The 17,990-nt window shown below is 38.3% G+C and carries 14 protein-coding genes, 1 tRNA gene and 2 rRNA genes (1 of these 17 running past the window's edge); 13 read left to right on the forward strand and 4 right to left on the reverse strand.

What is annotated here, in order from left to right:
- The 7 genes from ASO14_RS01610 to tsaD form a co-directional block, all read left to right on the forward strand.
- A 23S ribosomal RNA gene (locus ASO14_RS01610) occupies positions 1-1,694 on the forward strand; it begins 1,236 nt to the left of the window's first position.
- 56 nt (positions 1,695-1,750) lie between these two features.
- Positions 1,751-1,866 (forward strand): 5S ribosomal RNA (gene rrf, locus ASO14_RS01615).
- 506 nt (positions 1,867-2,372) lie between these two features.
- Positions 2,373-2,449: transfer RNA gene (locus ASO14_RS01620), tRNA-Asp, on the forward strand.
- A 132-nt stretch (positions 2,450-2,581) separates the two neighbouring features.
- A complete protein-coding gene (tsaE, locus tag ASO14_RS01625; RefSeq protein WP_068450619.1) occupies positions 2,582-3,034 on the forward strand; it encodes a tRNA (adenosine(37)-N6)-threonylcarbamoyltransferase complex ATPase subunit type 1 TsaE in 453 nt (150 codons plus the stop codon).
- Positions 3,031-3,741 (forward strand): tRNA (adenosine(37)-N6)-threonylcarbamoyltransferase complex dimerization subunit type 1 TsaB, encoded by a 711-nt coding sequence (gene tsaB / locus ASO14_RS01630; RefSeq protein ID WP_068450621.1) that lies wholly within the window; start codon positions 3,031-3,033, stop codon positions 3,739-3,741. The genes tsaE and tsaB overlap by 4 nt, the downstream gene beginning before the upstream one ends.
- The gene (gene rimI / locus ASO14_RS01635; RefSeq protein WP_068450623.1) at positions 3,734-4,177 is read left to right on the forward strand and encodes a ribosomal protein S18-alanine N-acetyltransferase; all 444 of its coding nucleotides are present in this window, start codon (positions 3,734-3,736) and stop codon (positions 4,175-4,177) included. The genes tsaB and rimI overlap by 8 nt, the downstream gene beginning before the upstream one ends.
- Positions 4,177-5,202: a tRNA (adenosine(37)-N6)-threonylcarbamoyltransferase complex transferase subunit TsaD gene (gene tsaD, locus ASO14_RS01640; RefSeq protein WP_068450625.1), complete on the forward strand. Its 1,026-nt coding sequence runs from the start codon at positions 4,177-4,179 to the stop codon at positions 5,200-5,202. The genes rimI and tsaD overlap by 1 nt, the downstream gene beginning before the upstream one ends.
- A 375-nt stretch (positions 5,203-5,577) precedes the next feature.
- Here the strand turns inward: tsaD and ASO14_RS01645 are convergent, their stop codons facing one another.
- Entirely contained in the window at positions 5,578-7,521 is a 1,944-nt protein-coding gene (locus ASO14_RS01645) for an ABC-F family ATP-binding cassette domain-containing protein (protein ID WP_068450627.1), read from the reverse strand.
- A gap of 101 nt (positions 7,522-7,622) precedes the next feature.
- Here ASO14_RS01645 and ASO14_RS01650 point away from each other — a divergent pair, with 101 nt between their 5' ends.
- From ASO14_RS01650 to tatC, 3 genes are all read left to right on the forward strand, one after another.
- On the forward strand, positions 7,623-8,258 hold the full coding sequence (locus ASO14_RS01650; protein ID WP_068450630.1) for a redox-sensing transcriptional repressor Rex: 636 nt from the start codon (positions 7,623-7,625) through the stop codon (positions 8,256-8,258).
- A gap of 93 nt (positions 8,259-8,351) precedes the next feature.
- Entirely contained in the window at positions 8,352-8,579 is a 228-nt protein-coding gene (locus tag ASO14_RS01655; protein ID WP_068450632.1) for a twin-arginine translocase TatA/TatE family subunit, read from the forward strand.
- A gap of 12 nt (positions 8,580-8,591) precedes the next feature.
- Positions 8,592-9,344: a twin-arginine translocase subunit TatC gene (gene tatC / locus ASO14_RS01660; RefSeq protein WP_068450634.1), complete on the forward strand. Its 753-nt coding sequence runs from the start codon at positions 8,592-8,594 to the stop codon at positions 9,342-9,344.
- Positions 9,345-9,419: 75 nt separating this feature from the next.
- Here tatC and ASO14_RS01665 read toward each other — a convergent pair whose 3' ends face one another.
- Positions 9,420-10,151 (reverse strand): CPBP family intramembrane glutamic endopeptidase, encoded by a 732-nt coding sequence (locus ASO14_RS01665; protein ID WP_068450636.1) that lies wholly within the window; start codon positions 10,149-10,151, stop codon positions 9,420-9,422.
- A 215-nt stretch (positions 10,152-10,366) separates the two neighbouring features.
- Here ASO14_RS01665 and groES point away from each other — a divergent pair, with 215 nt between their 5' ends.
- Positions 10,367-10,651, forward strand: a complete 285-nt coding sequence (groES, locus tag ASO14_RS01670) for a co-chaperone GroES (protein ID WP_068450638.1) — start codon at positions 10,367-10,369, stop codon at positions 10,649-10,651.
- Positions 10,652-10,704: 53 nt separating this feature from the next.
- A complete protein-coding gene (groL, locus tag ASO14_RS01675; RefSeq protein WP_068450641.1) occupies positions 10,705-12,333 on the forward strand; it encodes a chaperonin GroEL in 1,629 nt (542 codons plus the stop codon).
- 96 nt (positions 12,334-12,429) lie between these two features.
- Here groL and ASO14_RS01680 read toward each other — a convergent pair whose 3' ends face one another.
- Positions 12,430-13,527 carry an N-acetylmuramoyl-L-alanine amidase family protein gene (locus ASO14_RS01680; RefSeq protein ID WP_068450644.1) on the reverse strand — a complete coding sequence of 366 codons (1,098 nt, stop codon included), beginning with the start codon at positions 13,525-13,527 and terminating at the stop codon, positions 12,430-12,432.
- Positions 13,528-13,834: 307 nt separating this feature from the next.
- On the opposite strand from ASO14_RS01680, the gene ASO14_RS01685 reads away from it, so the two are divergent.
- Positions 13,835-15,787 carry an acyltransferase family protein gene (locus ASO14_RS01685; RefSeq protein WP_068450646.1) on the forward strand — a complete coding sequence of 651 codons (1,953 nt, stop codon included), beginning with the start codon at positions 13,835-13,837 and terminating at the stop codon, positions 15,785-15,787.
- Positions 15,788-15,864: 77 nt separating this feature from the next.
- On the opposite strand, the gene ASO14_RS01690 is transcribed toward ASO14_RS01685, so the two are convergent.
- Entirely contained in the window at positions 15,865-17,889 is a 2,025-nt protein-coding gene (locus tag ASO14_RS01690; protein WP_068450650.1) for a Na+/H+ antiporter, read from the reverse strand.
- Between the last annotated feature and the right edge of the window lie 101 nt (positions 17,890-17,990).

Genomic DNA, 17,990 nt, shown 5'->3' on the forward strand with positions numbered 1-17,990 from the left:
AGAGCGTTCTAAGTGCTGTGAAGTCAGATCGTAAGGACTGGTGGAGCGCTTAGAAGTGAGAATGCCGGTATGAGTAGCGAAAGACAGGTGAGAATCCTGTCCACCGAATGACTAAGGTTTCCTGAGGAAGGCTCGTCCGCTCAGGGTTAGTCGGGACCTAAGCCGAGGCCGATAGGCGTAGGCGATGGACAACAGGTTGATATTCCTGTACCACCAATCTACCATTTGAGTGATGGGGGGACGCAGTAGGATAGGGTAAGCGTGCTGTTGGTTATGCACGTCCAAGCAGTAAGGTGTGGAAGTAGGCAAATCCGCTTCCTGTAACATTGAGCTGTGATGGCGAGTCAATTATGACGAAGTTCCTGATTTCACACTGCCAAGAAAAGCCTCTAGCGAGGTAGATAGGTGCCCGTACCGCAAACCGACACAGGTAGTCGAGGAGAGAATCCTAAGGTGAGCGAGAGAACTCTCGTTAAGGAACTCGGCAAAATGACCCCGTAACTTCGGGAGAAGGGGTGCTCTAGTAGGGTGCAAGCCCGAGAGAGCCGCAGTGAATAGGCCCAGGCGACTGTTTAGCAAAAACACAGGTCTCTGCAAAATCGTAAGATGACGTATAGGGGCTGACGCCTGCCCGGTGCTGGAAGGTTAAGAGGATTGGTTAGCACAAGCGAAGCTGAGAATTGAAGCCCCAGTAAACGGCGGCCGTAACTATAACGGTCCTAAGGTAGCGAAATTCCTTGTCGGGTAAGTTCCGACCCGCACGAAAGGCGTAACGATCTGGGCACTGTCTCAACGAGAGACTCGGTGAAATTATAGTACCTGTGAAGATGCAGGTTACCCGCGACAGGACGGAAAGACCCCGTGGAGCTTTACTGTAACTTGATATTGAATTTTGGTACATTTTGTACAGGATAGGTAGGAGCCAGAGAGACCGGAGCGCCAGCTTCGGAGGAGGCGTTGTTGGGATACTACCCTAAATGTATTGAACTTCTAACCCTTACCCCTCATCGGGGTAGGAGACAGTGTCAGGTGGACAGTTTGACTGGGGCGGTCGCCTCCTAAAAGGTAACGGAGGCGCCCAAAGGTTCCCTCAGAATGGTTGGAAATCATTCGCAGAGTGTAAAGGCACAAGGGAGCTTGACTGCGAGACCTACAAGTCGAGCAGGGTCGAAAGACGGGCTTAGTGATCCGGTGGTTCCGCATGGAAGGGCCATCGCTCAACGGATAAAAGCTACCCCGGGGATAACAGGCTTATCTCCCCCAAGAGTCCACATCGACGGGGAGGTTTGGCACCTCGATGTCGGCTCATCGCATCCTGGGGCTGTAGTCGGTCCCAAGGGTTGGGCTGTTCGCCCATTAAAGCGGTACGCGAGCTGGGTTCAGAACGTCGTGAGACAGTTCGGTCCCTATCCGTCGTGGGCGTAGGAAATTTGAGAGGAGCTGTCCTTAGTACGAGAGGACCGGGATGGACATACCACTGGTGTACCAGTTGTCTTGCCAAAGGCATCGCTGGGTAGCTATGTATGGACGGGATAAGTGCTGAAAGCATCTAAGCATGAAGCCCCCCTCAAGATGAGATTTCCCATTACGCAAGTAAGTAAGATCCCTTGAAGACGACAAGGTAGATAGGTTCGAGGTGGAAGTATGGTGACATATGGAGCTGACGAATACTAATCGATCGAGGACTTAACCAAAACAATTGTGTTTCAATGAACCGTTTATCCAGTTTTGAAAGAACAATCTTTCATCGTGTAGTGACGATGGCAAAGAGGTCACACCCGTTCCCATGCCGAACACGGAAGTTAAGCTCTTTAGCGCCGATGGTAGTTGGGGGTTTCCCCCTGTGAGAGTAGGACGTTGCTATGCAAGCTAAAGTAATCACTCATCTGAGTGGTTACTTTTTTTATGTTTCAAAAGAGGGAAGCCTTTGAAAAAATTGAAGGAAATGCTGTGGTATTTAGCAGCGCAGAATATCGATTTTGAGCATAATTTTACTTTCTGCAAGACTTTTAATTAGTAAAAGAGACTTGAGTTGACTATTCTAATGTGAAATCGAACTTTGGTTCTTCGAAACGGGCCACTCGCACTGTAGTTTGGAACATTCACCTGAGTAAACGGAACATTGGGTCATCGAAATGGATCACTCGCTCTAATTATCTAATCCAATTCTTTTTTCATTTTATAAATATAATAAAATAAAGGTTAAAAAATAATTAAGGTTTTTTAGAAAAAAACTATTGCAAACCCCTCATACTTATATTAGAATAAAGAAGTCGAGAAGAGAGAAAACGACACAAAGTGAGCTTTAAAAAGATTTTAAAAAAGCTTGCAACGACATAGAAGATATGTTAGAATAATATCATAGAAGAAATGGTCCGGTAGTTCAGCTGGTTAGAATGCCTGCCTGTCACGCAGGAGGTCGCGGGTTCGAGTCCCGTCCGGACCGCCATTTATATTTATGTAAACACAGCAGATGGTGCTGTGTTATTTTTTTTGTTTAAAAACGAATACATTCACTTTGAAGAAATATAGAATTTTCGATAGAATAGATAGATAAGTATGTTGTGAGAGGACGAAATACATGACAATTGAAATACCGATTCAATCACTTGAAGAAACACAGCAATTAGCAGAAAAAATAGCGACACGATTACAACCTCAAGATGTTTTAACGCTTGAAGGAGATCTAGGGGCTGGAAAAACAACTTTTACACAATTTTTAGCTAAAGGATTAGGTGTGAAACGCCACGTTAATAGTCCGACATTTACAATTATGAAGCAATATGAAGGACGTATCCCTTTCAACCATTTAGATGTATATCGCTTAGCAGATAGCGATGAAGACTTAGGTTGGGATGAGATTTTTTATGGTGATGCGGCGACAGTTGTAGAATGGGCACAATTAATCGAGCCAGACTTACCAGCAGAGCGTTTAGACATTACGATTAAGCGAATCGATGAGAATCAACGTTTATTTATATTAACGCCAATTGGCGAGCGTTATACGCTATTATGTGAGGAGATTATGAGATGATCTGGTTAGGAATTGATACAGCAAATACACCGCTTGCGATTGCACTTGTAAAAGACGGTCAAGTAATTGCGGAAGAAGTCGCAAATATAAAATTGAATCATTCTGGTGGTGCGATGCCAGCAATTGATCGTTTATTTGCACATACAAAAATGAAACCTGCTGATTTAGATGCCATTGCAGTGAGTGAGGGGCCAGGCTCTTATACAGGTGTACGAATTGGCGTTACGATTGCCAAAACATTGGCGTGGACATTAAATATCCCAATCGTAGGTGTATCGAGTTTAAAGGTATTGGCTGCAAATGTACCATACTTTCCGCATGTGATTTGCTCGCTTGTAGATGCTAGAAGACAAAATGTCTATGCAGGTGCATATAGTAGTAAGGATTCATTGGAAGTTATTATTGAAGATGGACACTATGAATTAGAACAATTATTAAATCAATTAGACGCATTAAATCAGCCCATCTTATTTGTTGGTCATGATGTTGAAGTCTTTTACGAAAAAATCGTTGAATGCTTAGGAGAACGTGCTTTACGTGCCCCTTATCCTTTTAATCTACCAAGTGCTAGTCAATTAATCTATTTAGCAGAGCAACAGCCACTACCAGCTGCTGAAACCGTTCATGCATTTGTACCAACATATAAACGAATTGCAGAAGCTGAAGCTAACTGGATTAAAGAACAGAAGGCAAAACAGCATGATTAAATATCGTTTAATGACCGTAGAAGATGTACCTGCTGTTCATCATATTGAACAAATTGCATTTCCGACTCCATGGACATTAGATTCCTTTTATTATGAGATGGAGAAGAATCCACAAGCACATTATTTTGTTGCTGTAAATGAGGAAGAAAAGGTTATTGGTTTTTGTGGCATGTGGGTCGTATTAGATGAGAGCCAGATTACAAATGTCGCTGTATTACCAGAAGGACGAGGAAAAGGCATTGGGGAAGCATTGATGCGTGAAGCCATTGCCTATGCAAAATCTTTAAATGTTGTTGTCATGAGTTTAGAAGTACGTGTGACAAACGAAGTCGCGCAAAATTTATATCGTAAATTAGGTTTTCAAGAAGGTGGTATTCGTAAAGGATACTATACAGATAATCAAGAGGATGCTCTTGTCATGTGGGTGAATTTATAATGGAAAAAGATCTTTATGTATTAGGTATTGAAAGTAGTTGTGATGAAACAGCCGCAGCCATTATTAAGAACGGAACAGAGATTGTTTCGAATGTTGTGGCATCTCAAATTGAAAGTCATAAACGTTTTGGCGGTGTCGTACCAGAGATTGCTTCACGTCATCACGTCGAAAATGTGACGCTCGTTATTGAAGAAGCTTTAACTAAAGCAGGTGTACAGCCATCAGACTTAGATGCGGTATGTGTAACAGAAGGTCCAGGACTTGTAGGCGCATTACTCATTGGCATTAATGCAGCGAAAGCTTTTGCATTTGCACATCAGTTGCCATTAATCGGTACACATCATATTGCAGGTCACATCTATGCGAATCATCTTGTACAACCGATGGAATTTCCATTACTAGCTTTAGTCGTATCAGGTGGTCATACAGAGCTTGTTTTGATGAAAGAACATGGCTCATTCGAATTAATCGGTGAAACACGTGATGATGCAGCAGGTGAAGCTTATGATAAGGTAGCGCGTGTATTGAATATTTCATATCCAGGTGGACCGAAAATTGATCAGATGGCGCATGAAAGTGATGGCGCAGTCAACTTCCCGCGCGTATGGTTAGAAGCAGACTCATATGATTTTAGTTTTAGTGGTTTAAAATCAGCAGTGATTAACTATCAACATAATGCAATTCAGCGTGGCGAAGAAGTTAATCCACATCATGTGGCGAAAGGCTTCCAAGATAGTGTGGTAGAGGTATTAACAGCTAAAACGTTGCGTGCTGCAAAAGAATATCAAGTCAAACAAGTCATTGCAGCAGGTGGTGTTGCAGCGAATAAAGGCTTACGTGCTTCTTTAGAAAAAGTATTTAAAGAAGAAGGAATTCCGTTCTATGTGCCGCCATTACCATTATGCACAGATAACGCCGCAATGATTGCAGCAGCAGGTACAGAAATGTTTAAAAGCGGTGTCCGTAGTGACTGGAGTCTAAATGGTCGTCCAGGTATGGAATTAGTATCGTGGAATCGTAAATAATGATGAAATAGTAGCGGTTTTCTCATGAAAAATGGGAAAATCGCTTTTTTAATGGTGTGTAAATGTGAGAAGAAGAATTTGTAAATCACTTGAGTTTTACACAGTTATTTGTGGATAAATTCAGAAAATTCTGTGGGTAATGTGGACAAGTGCTGTGAATTCCGATTATATAAGCACCTTACCTGTGTATAACTTTGTGGAGATTTTTACAAGTTATACACAATTTCAGTGGATAAATGGAAATTGTAGGTAGTATGTAGTTGCTTTGTTAGAAAAGCAATCATCGCAAAAATCTAGATTCGTCACAAGATATTATTGTAATAAAAAATAAAGAAGGTATCAAGTTTCCATTTGGAAAAGACACCTTCTTTTTATTTATAATTGCTCTAATTCTTCTTGTAAAGCGAGCCACTGTAATTCATATTCTTCATGCTTTACTTTTTCTTCATCTAATTGTGTTTGAATGATTAATGCTTTTTCGTGATTTGAAAATACATCAGGATCACATAGTTCTTCTTCTAGTTTTGCAATGGTTGTTTCAAGGTCGCTCATAATCTGTTCAATATCTTCAATTTGACGTTGAATTTTACGTTCTTTTTTCTTCGTCTCTTTGTCGATGGCTTGATTCGATGTAGGTACTTCCTTTTGAACGATTGGCTTTGTTTTTATAAGAGCAGCTTCTTTTTCAGCTGCGATTTCAGCTAACTCTTCTTTTTTCTCTACATAGTAATCATAATCACCTAAGTATTCAAAAGAACCCTCATTCGATAGCTCGACAACTTTTGTTGCAATGCGATTGATGAAGTAACGGTCATGTGATACGAAGATGAGCGTACCCGGGAAATCAATTAGTGCATTTTCCAACACCTCTTTACTATCTAAATCAAGATGGTTGGTCGGCTCATCTAAAATCAGTACATTATTTTTCTCAAGCATGAGTTTCGCGAGCGTTAAACGTGCTTTTTCGCCACCTGATAGATCGTGTACGATTTTATCGACGTCTTCTCCTGAGAAAAGGAAACGACCAAGAACAGTACGAACATCTTTTTCATTCATTAGTGGCCACTCATCCCAAATCTCACGTAGTACGGTACGATTCGTAGAAAGTTTTGCTAAATCCTGATCGTAATAACCGAGTTGCACATTCGTACCATAACGAATATCACCTGACAGAGCAGGTAAATCTTTTATAATCGTTTTTAATAACGTAGATTTTCCGACACCGTTTGGACCAACAAGGGCGATACGGTCTTTTCGATAGGCACGCATGTTAATATGTTCAGAAATTGGCGTTTGTCCATAACCGATTGTGAGGTCATCAACGGATAACACGTCATTACCACTTTGCTTTTCGATATCGAATGTAAAAGTAGCTGATTTTTCATCGCCATCAGGAGAATCCATCCACTCGGTTTTCTCTAAAACTTTTCGACGAGATTGTGCCATCTTCGTAGTCGATGCACGCGCTAAGTTCTTTTGGACGAATGTTTCGAGTTTTGCCTTTTCGTCCATTTGTTTTTCATAAAGTTTTAGGTCGCGTTCATAGTTCTTTGCTTTTTGATCTAAGTAACTTGAATAGTTACCTGTGAACTTTGTGACATGATGACGAGAAACTTCATAAACAATAGACACAACTTGGTCCAAGAAATAGCGGTCATGTGATACGATAAGGATAGCGCCGTCGTAGTTTTTCAGGTAGTTTTCAAGCCAGTTTAATGTCTCGATATCCAGGTGGTTGGTCGGCTCATCCAGAATGAGTAATTCAGGTTTTGTTAAAAGTAATTTTGCTAGAGCCAGTCTTGTACGTTGACCACCAGATAATGAAGATATAGACTGTTCATAGGAATCAGGATAAAACTGCATACCATGTAGAACAGAGCGTGTATCCGCTTCATATTGGAAGCCGCCGCGTTCTTTAAAATCATGTTGTAGCTGGTCATATTCAGCTGTGATTTTTTGATAACGTTCTGCATTTTCATAAATCGTAGGTTCAGCCATCTGCAACTCAAGTGAACGAATTTGTTGTTCAAGTTGTTTTAATGGTTCAAATACGGTCATCATCTCATCCCAAATGGATAAATCAGATTCTAGACCAGCATGTTGGTCTAAGTAGCCAAGTTTAATTCCTTTTGGCATAATAATCTCACCAGAGTCATATGAGAGTTGACCTGCTATAATTTTTAAAAGAGTAGATTTACCTGCGCCGTTTCGGCCAACAAGTGCGACGCGATCCCGATGTTGAACTTCGAGTTTAACGCCACTTAAAATTTCATCTGCAATATATGATTTATATAATTGATTGACTTGTAATACAATCACTTTCGACACCTCAGTTCAATCTTAAGTGTAACGAAATGCTGTCATTGGTGCAATGGTCATCTATCTAAATTGTATAACCAGATTCGTAGGAGGAAACATGTTTGAAAGAGAATTATAGGATACCGCAGGCCACAACGAAAAGACTTCCGCTGTATTATCGCTTCATCCAAAATTTTGCGGATGCAGGAAAGAATAGAATTTCATCAAAAGAGTTAAGTGAGGCCATGCAAATTGATTCAGCGACGATTCGTCGTGACTTTTCATATTTCGGACCACTCGGTAAAAAAGGGTACGGATATGATGTACAAAAATTACTTGTGTTCTTTAGAGGCGTCCTTGATCAAGATCAACGTATGAATGTAGCAGTAATCGGTATTGGTAACTTAGGTCATGCCTTACTGAAGTATAATTTTCAAAAGAACCATAATATGAAAATTGTTGTAGCATTCGATACGAACTATCCAATGGAAGGGCAGCTTGTAAATGGTGTACCTGTTTTCCATCCAGATGTGATGGAAGAGAAGTTTGAAGAATTCAAAGCAGAACTACCTATTTTAACTGTACCAGCACGTTCAGCACAGTTTATGACAGACCGATTAATTCAGATGGGTGCGAAAGGTGTGTTGAATTTTACACCGGTTCGTCTGCAAGTACCGGAGACATTCCGCGTTCATACAATTGATTTATCGATTGAATTGCAAACGCTTAGTTACTTTATTCGAAATGTGGAAGAATAGTCTTAAATATTCAGTTTTGTAGACCGAAAGAATAATATACAAATGACGAAGTGTGGAGTAGAATGTAGTTATCAAATTGAGGAGGTGCGTGTAATGGTAGGTCCAGCTAGTATTGCGATTATTGCAGGTGTTGCTGTCATTATTTTTGGTCCCAAAAAACTTCCTGAACTAGGAAGAGCGATGGGTTCTACACTCCGTGAGTTTAAATCTGCAACAAAAGGTTTAACAGACGAAGATTTTGAAAGTACAAAACAAAAAACAGTTGAAACAAACAGCGCAAATGAAGTAAAAGCTGTCGAAAAAATCGAAGAGACGAAGTAGGGTGTTCATCTGATGGAACAAGAAGAACTAACAGTCGTTGAACATATAGAGGAACTTCGAAAGAGGCTATTAATTGTTGCAGGATTCTTTGTTTTAGCGATTATTGGAAGTTTCTTTTTAGCACAACCACTCATACAATTTTTACAACATACTGAAGAAGCAAAATCGCTTCAATTGCATGCTTTTCGTGTTACCGATCCAGTGAAGGTTTACATACAAGTTATCTTTATTTTATCGCTTGTTATGACATCACCGATTATTCTATTTCAGTTATGGGGTTTTGTGAGCCCAGGACTTTATGAAAAAGAGCGCAAAGCGACATTACGCTATATTCCGTACGCATTCCTATTGTTCATTGTAGGGGTTGTATTTTCGTATTTAGTGTTACGTCCGTATATGTTGAAGTGGATGATGGGGTTAGCAGGAGAAATGGATGTTGAACAGACCATTGGAATCTATGAATATTTCCAATTTTTAATGCAAATTACATTGCCATTTGGATTGATTTTTCAGTTGCCAATTATTATGTTATTTTTGACGCGTCTCGGAATCATTACGCCAATGGGAATGTCAAAAGTAAGGAAGTACGCATACTTTGCACTACTCTGTGTAGCAGCAGTCATCGCACCTCCAGATATCGTGTCACACATGATTGTCACATTACCATTATGCATTTTATACGAAATCAGTATCATGATTTCGCGTATAGGTTATAGAAGTTATTTGAAAGCAGAGCAGCAGCGAGAAATGGAGCTAGCTGCATAATATAAAAGAAAAACTGGAATCGTACTGTTGTGCGATTCCAGTTTTTTGTTGCGAACACTAAAAAAGAAACTCTTTTTATTGCATGGATTGTAGCGTTTCGAGGTATTTTTGTATTTTGTCTAAATTGAGATTCATGATGATAACAAAACCATTCAACATCGTATGTGCAATAATCGTTGTGAGCAGTCGTTTTGTTTTGTTATACAGAAAAGCAGTGATGAACCCAACAGTTGCGTAGATGATGATATGAGAAAAATCCATATGCACGATTGCGAATACAACGGCGCTGACACTCGCTGCGATGAAAAAGTTCGTTGTTTGGTTTAACGATGCGAAGATGACGCGACGGAATACGACTTCTTCAAGGAATGGTCCAAAGAATACAATACTGATGATTGCAATAGGGGCTGCTTTAGCCATTGCAGAAAGTTGTGCTGTATTTTCAGAACCAGGTGTAATACCAAGTGACGTTTCGATTAAACCAGCAAGTGATTGGCCAATTAAAATCATGAAGAATCCTAAAACGCCCCAGCCAATCGCTCCCATAGTAGAATAGCGCTTGCCACCGACAAAAGCATTTTTGAAAAAGTTTTTGTCACGTAAGATGAAGAAAATCGTTACAAGTGTACCGAGAAAGAACGTGAAGAAGATGGTCCAACCGCGTGCTTGTGCGGACAGTTCATCATTAGTGATACCTGGTTCTAGCCATTGGATAATAGAAGCAATCGGCTTTAAAAAGATGATAGGTGATAGTTGCATGAGTATATATGTAATTAATATATATAGTGGTGTTTTTTTAGTTTTCATAAGCAAATCCTTTCCGGAAATATTCGTATCTCTATTCTACCAATAAGTTGAAGCAAAAAGAAAATGTAAATCGGTCATCTTTTTATAAAAAAATAAATGTTATGACTTGCAAAAAAAATCGAGAGTGCTTATTATTAAGACTATAAGTTAGCACTCATTGTATAAGAGTGCCAACAAATAATATTGACGCATAGAAATTAGGAGGTTATTAGAACATGTTAAAGCCATTAGGTGACCGTATTATTATTGAGGTAGTAGAAGTAGAAGAAAAAACAGCATTCGGTATCGTACTACCCGACTCTGCAAAAGAAAAACCACAGCAAGGTAAAGTTGTAGCAGTGGGTTCTGGAATCGTAACAAATAGTGGTACAGTGGTGCCGTTAAGCGTAAAAGCAGGCGACCAAGTAATTTATGCTCAATACGCAGGTACGGAAGTAAAATACGAAGGTAAAGACTATTTAATTCTACGTGAGAGCGATGTTTTAGCAATCGTAGAGTAATCTAATATATACAAATAAACGAACGGATTGATTTTCTAGGAGGGAATTATACAATGGCAAAAGAAATTAAATTTAGCGAAGATGCACGTAGTTTAATGTTAGCAGGTGTGGATAAATTAGCGAATACAGTAAAAGTAACATTAGGACCAAAAGGCCGTAATGTTGTATTACAAAAAGCATTCGGTGCGCCACTTATTACAAATGACGGTGTTACAATTGCAAAAGAAATCGAACTAGAAGATCCATATGAAAACATGGGCGCAAAATTAGTTTCTGAAGTAGCTTCAAAAACAAATGAAATCGCTGGTGACGGTACAACAACTGCAACAGTACTAGCACAATCAATGATTACAGAAGGTTTAAAAAACGTAACAGCTGGTGCAAACCCTGTCGGTATCCGTAAAGGGATTGACTTAGCAGTTGAAGCAGCAATCAAAGAACTAAAATCGATTTCAAAACCAGTTGAAAACAAAGAAGCAATTGCACAAGTAGCTTCTATCTCAGCTGCAGATGACGAAGTAGGTTCATTAATCGCAGAAGCAATGGAACGCGTAGGTAATGATGGTGTTATTACATTAGAAGAATCAAAAGGTTTTAATACAGAACTAGAAGTTGTGGAAGGTATGCAATTTGACCGCGGTTACCTATCTCACTACATGGTAACAGATACAGATAAAATGGAAGCAGTATTAGATAATCCATATATCTTAATTACAGATAAAAAAATCTCAAACATCCAAGAAATCTTACCTGTGCTTGAACAAGTTGTACAACAAGGTCGTCCAATGTTAATCATCGCAGAAGATGTTGAAGGTGAAGCACTTGCGACACTTGTATTAAACAAATTACGCGGTACATTCAACGTAGTTGCTGTAAAAGCACCAGGATTCGGTGATCGTCGTAAAGCGATGTTAGAAGATATTGCGATCTTAACAGGCGCACAAGTGATTACAGAAGAAATTGGTTTAGATTTAAAAGAGACAACTGTAGACCAACTTGGACGCACAGCAAAAGTAGTTGTAACAAAAGACAATACAACAATTGTTGAAGGTGCTGGTCAACAAGAAGCAATCGAATATCGCATTGCCAACATTCGTAACCAATACGAAGATGCAACTTCTGAATTCGATAAAGAAAAATTACAAGAACGCTTAGCAAAATTAGCTGGCGGTGTTGCCGTAATTCGTGTCGGTGCAGCAACTGAAATCGAACTAAAAGAACGTAAACTACGTATTGAAGATGCTCTTAATTCTACACGCGCAGCAGTAGAAGAAGGTATTGTAGCTGGTGGTGGTGTTGCATTAGTAAGTATTCATGCAGCAGTAGAAGCCGTAGCGAATAGTACAGAAGGCGACGTAGCAACAGGCGCGCGCATCGTATTACGTGCATTAGAAGAACCAGTACGTCAAATTGCAAATAACGCAGGTTTAGAAGGGTCTGTCATCGTAGATCGTCTAAAACGTGAAGAAGTTGGAACAGGCTTCAACGCAGCGAATGGTGAATGGGTGAACATGATTGAAGCAGGTATCGTAGACCCAGCAAAAGTTACACGTTCAGCACTTCAAAATGCTGCATCTGTAGCTTCATTATTCCTAACAACAGAAGCAGTAGTAGCAGACCTTCCAGATAACTCATCAGCACCAGCAATGCCAGATATGGGTGGCATGCCAGGAATGATGTAATCGGAATTTAATCGATTACTACACAAATAAAAGGAATCGCCAAAATATGTGCGATTCCTTTTTTGTATTTGAAAACAATTAAAGTCTTTTTAACTATTAATATTTTTTAAAGTAGTTAATTAGACCAGTTGAAATACCTTGTGCCATTGCTTTACGATAACTATCTGTATTAATCTTTTTTAGTTCAGATTTTCGGTTCATATAACCGTATTCTAACAGTGTACCGATGTATGGGTTTTCGCGTAGAACGTGTAAGTTTTGATAGCGATATTCTTCTGCAGGTACGTCTGAAACAGCTGAAACTGGTCGATCTAATGCGTTAAATAAGTATTTCGTAAATGTCTTTTCAGCTTTTTTTGTATAAAGAGCTAGATAGCCTTCCTCACTTTTTTTGTTATATACATTGTGATGAACACTAATAAAGGCATCTGGTTTAGCAGATTTTGAAATTTGTACGCGTTTTTCGAGTGATAATGTTTTATCCGTTGTGCGTGTCATAATGACTTTCGCACCATCTTTTTTAAGTTGTTGTTGCAAAGTTTTAGCAGCTTTTAAGTTTAAATCTTTTTCAGCGATACCATAATAATAAGCACCTTTTTGCGCGCCACCATGTCCTGCATCTACGACGAATGTTCGACCACTTAATGGACCAAAAATTGTGCCTTCTGGATATGCGTTCTCTTTGGAAGTAGAAATAATACCGTACTTATGTGAGACATAACCTGTTTTGCCTTTTGCGTATTCGATTTTAAACCAACCGTTTTTAGCTTGGGCTTTAATTTTAAATTGATCGCCAAAGCGAACAGTAGCCAATTTTTTTGACGTAACACTACTTGTCTTTCTGACATTAAGTGTAGCGGCAGTGATGGAGTAGTACTTGCCAACCTTTGTGCTACTAGTAGAGAGTATAATTTTTGTTAAGTACTTGGAAGATACATAACCAGTTGTCTTACCTACTTTTACTTTCGACCACGTACCTTTTTTTGCAGTTTGTGTGACAACTGTATTTTTTTTAAGTACTTTTATAACTTTATATTTTGTACTAGGACCTGTACGAAGATTTAATGAATTTGTATTTGCGACTTTTAATTGAATAGATGCTGCTGAAGCTTGTTCAGTAGGTAAGAAGAACATCGTAAAGACTAAACAAATACTGAGCAAGAATGACATGGTGTGTTTCTTTTTAAATTGCATAATTTCCCTCCTATTTCCTTAATCATAATATTAATGATGTATAAAATAGTATAAAAAAGGGAATTGTGATAAAGTTGTATTATTTGTAACATATATGAAATAGTCGGATGATGCATAATTGATTTTAATTTTTGAAAAAACGTATCTTATAGCTAATTCAAAGAATGAAAAAACTTAACGCATGTATAAATTTAAGCTATTATTAGAATAGAAATTACAATAAAAACATGAAAAAGAAAACTTAATGTAGAAATAAAACGTCTTATTAAATAGAGAGAGATGAAACAATTATTTAGGAGGTATTTCAATGCCGCGTCCTGGAAAGCAAAAACGCAGATATATTAGCGGATTGGACGGATTACGAGCTATTTCAGTATTAGCTGTTATTTTATATCATCTACATATTGATGGAATTGATGGTGGATTTCTTGGTGTAACCGTATTTTTCGTATTGTCAGGTTATCTTATTACAGATTTATTAATTAATGAATTCGAAAAGAATGGAAGAATAGATTTTAAGAGTTTCTGGATTAAGCGATTTAGAAGACTCATTCCAGCACTTGTATTAATGTTAGTTGCATTAGTGACGTGGATTACATTATTCCAGCGTTCTTTCTTAGAAGGATTACGTGAAGAAGTTGCTGCGGCTTTTTTCTATGTGAGTAACTGGTATTACATACTTCAAGATCACTCATATTTTACAAAGTTTGCGCCGCCTTCACCACTGCAACATATGTGGTCACTTGCGGTAGAAGAACAATTCTATATTATATGGCCGATTTTAATGTTACTAGCGTTAACATTTATTCGTTCAAAAGGAAAGCTTGCAATATTTATTGTCCTACTGTCGTTTATTTCAGCAGAGGCAATGGCATTCATGTATAGTCCTGATGCGGATCCAAGTCGTGTTTATTTCGGGACGGACACACGTGCCTTTTCAATTTTACTAGGTGCGGCATTGGCATTCGTATGGCCAAGTGCAAAATTGAGTCCGAATGTAACACCTGATTTGAAAAAAGTATTGAATATCGCAGGTTTGGTCAGTTTAGGGATTTTAATCATTTTAATGATTTTCACACAAGAAGACGGTAGCTTCTTATATTATGGTGGTATGTACTTGGCTTCGGCAGTAACGGCAGTATTAATCGCTGTTATTGTACATCCAGCTAATTCCATTGCGAAGATTTTTAGTATTAAGCCGTTACTATGGATTGGTGAACGCTCTTATGGTATTTATATTTGGCACTTCCCAATCATTGTATTATTAGGAATTGCAGTTAAAACAGATGAGATTAGCGGTATGAAAATTCTATTAGCATTGGTTTTAACATTTATTTTATCAGCATTGTCGTATCGTTTTGTGGAAAATCCAATTCGTCGTGGGGAATGGCGTAATTGGTTGGCTGTCTTTAGAAACGGTACATGGTCGTGGAAGTGGAAACAGCAAAACATGAAACAGCGCTTTACAATGCTTGCTATTTCAGCGATTGCGATTGTTTTCACGTACGGTATGATTGTCGAACCTGCTCCACAAGCTTCTAAAGAGAATGAACTGGAGCAACATCTAAAAGAAGAGCAGAAGTTAAAAGAAGAACAGCAAAAAGCGAAAAAAGAGCAAACCGCTGAAGAACGTAAAAAAGCAAAAGAAGAAGCCATTGCAAAAGCTAAAAAAGAAGCAAAAGAAGCAGCTGTAGCTGAGAAAAAAGCAAAAGCTGATGAAAAGGCGAAAAAAGAAGCGCAATATAAAAAAGATGTCGCCAATGGTAAGATTGCATTAGCTAACACACCGATTACTGCATTGGGTGACTCTGTTATGCTGAGTGCTGCTAGTGCTTTACAAGCAGATTTACCGCGTATTGATGTCGATGCGACAGTGGCATTACAAGTTGATGCAGCGATTGATAAATTGCGTACAAAGGTGAATCAAGGACAGGTATCGAATACGGTACTAATTGGTTTAGGCTCGAATGGTACATTTACAAAAACGCAGTGGGAAGAGATTTATGAATTACTTGGATCAAAACGTCAAATATTCTTAATGAATGTGCGCGTGAGTCGTAGTTGGCAAGATAGTGTGAATAAGACGATTCGAAATGCAGCGAAAGAATATGATAATGTACATGAGATTGATTGGTATGAAGCATCTAAAAATAAACCACAAATCTTTTATAATGACCATATCCACCCGAACCCTGAAGGTGGTAAATTCTATTCGAATTTAGTAGTTCATGAAATTGCAAAGTACAAAAAGAAAAAATAATACAAGAGACTAGAACAAAATTCTAGCTAAAAGCAAAAGAGCTTCGGCATTTTCATATGCTGAAGCTCTTTTGCTATTTATTCCACATGTTCGTATAATGCGATATTTTCCATGTAGTTTACAAGGCGACGTAAGTCTTTTTCTTGATCGCGTGTAATTTTGCCTTCTTCATATAATAAGTGAATTTCTTGACGTTCTGTTTCGAGCATCACTAAATTTAATTCTTCTTTTAGTTCTTCTTCGCGTACAGAGTCCATTGTGACTTTTTTTCGTAGGCGTTCGTATGCTTTTTGATATTCAAAAAGAATAACGGTGTATAGCTCAGGATGATCTGATTTTTTTCGTTTTTCTTTTAAATAATCGATTGCTTTTTTATAAGCGTGTCGACGAACATCTTGACGCATGAGAACATACGATAGATATTTTTCTTTTTCGTTATTATAATGCTTTTTAGCAATAGATAACTCGCGTAAAACTTTTCGTAATGTAAACAATCCACGTTTCCAAGTGCTAATCGACAGCATTTTTTCGCGATCAGATATAGAATGTAGTAATGACTGGTACATATGTTCATCAAGTTTATGATCTTTATACAATCCATTGATATAGTCACGTTCAACTTGTAATACATTCAAGCGAATACGTTCTAATTTTGGTGCATGTTTTGAACTACCTGAATCATCTGCATTGGCTTCTAATTGTGTCTGTCTGAATAGATGTTGTAAATTATCAATTAAATCATAAATAATATAACGATTTTCCTCGTTAATTTTTGATTGCATCTTTTTTACAGTTTGCACTAACACAAAACTTTTCGCCTCATGGAATGACAGCTGACCTTCTTTTACAACCGTCATTTCTTCTTTATCCGTTAGTAACGGTAAGAAGGCTGTAGCAATAATCAGTGTGAAAAGAATAACACCAGAAGCTAAAAATAAGATTAAAGATCGTTCTGGAAATGGTTCTCCTGTATCGAGGAAGAATGGTAATGATAAAATCCCCGCCATTGTGACAGCACCACGTACACCAACCAAACTACTAATTAGACTCATTTTCAGCGTTGGTTTTTCATCTCTTTTTCGCTTGAATTGCCACAGTGCAAATAAATGTGACCAAACGAAGCGTATAAGAAGAATGATTGCACCAATTGCAGATGCATAAAGAATTAAAATCCAATTATCGATTTGTGTATCTAAAATCGATTGCTTCATAGATAATGGAATATTTAAACCAAGTAATAAGAAAACAACGCCATTTAAAACGAATAAAACGATTTCCCAAGCACTCTCTGTTAGTACTTGTTCTTCTGCAAGGACAGTTTCGGTTTGTTCTTTAAAAATAGCTTGAATAATCCCTGCAATGACAACGGCGATAACGCCAGAAGCATGAAAAATATTTTCCACAATGAGATAAATGATAAAGGGCGTTAAAATTTGATAAAGTGTGTGGAAAACAGCATCTCGTATGCCAGCACGTCTAAAAGCAAATCGTAATTCAATTAGAACAAATCCAAGAACTAAACCTAAAATCCCTCCTGCTAAAAACGTATAAGAGAAATTTAAAATGGCACTTTGGAATGAAAAATACCCTGATACAGCTGCAGCAACTGCATATTTAAAAGCTACTAACCCTGAAGCGTCATTGATAAGTGATTCCCCGCGTACAACACTTAAAATCTTTTCAGGTATTCGAATACGTTTTGCAATGCCATTTACTGCAACAGGATCAGTAGGAGATAGGATGGCAGCAAGTGCAAAGGCAGCAGGGAGTGGAATTGTTGGCACAAGCCAGTGAATAAAATACCCACCGCCGATCGTTGTGATGAGTACCAGTACGATGGCATTCCCTAAAATAGGTAGTCTCATACTCCATAATTCTTTGCGTGGAAAATAGCGTCCATCATTGTATAATAACGGCGCAACAAAAAGTAATAAAAACCATTCGGTATCGAGTTCTAAGTCTAAGCTTGGAACGAAAAGTGCTAAAATAACACCGAGACCAATTTGAATTAAAGCAGTCGGTAAAAATTTTACATAGTGGCTAATAATATTAGACGCTAGTAAACCGATTAATAAAAAGAGTGTAATCATTAATAAATTCATAGCAAGACCCTTTCAAAATAGGATTAATTTAAGGTTACCGTAAATGGAACAAAAAGCTAAATTAAACGCTTGCGTATTTGAAAAGTGTTCAAGAGTTTGTA

Source organism: Kurthia sp. 11kri321, assembly GCF_001534765.1.
Lineage (GTDB): Bacteria > Bacillota > Bacilli > Bacillales_A > Planococcaceae > Kurthia > Kurthia gibsonii.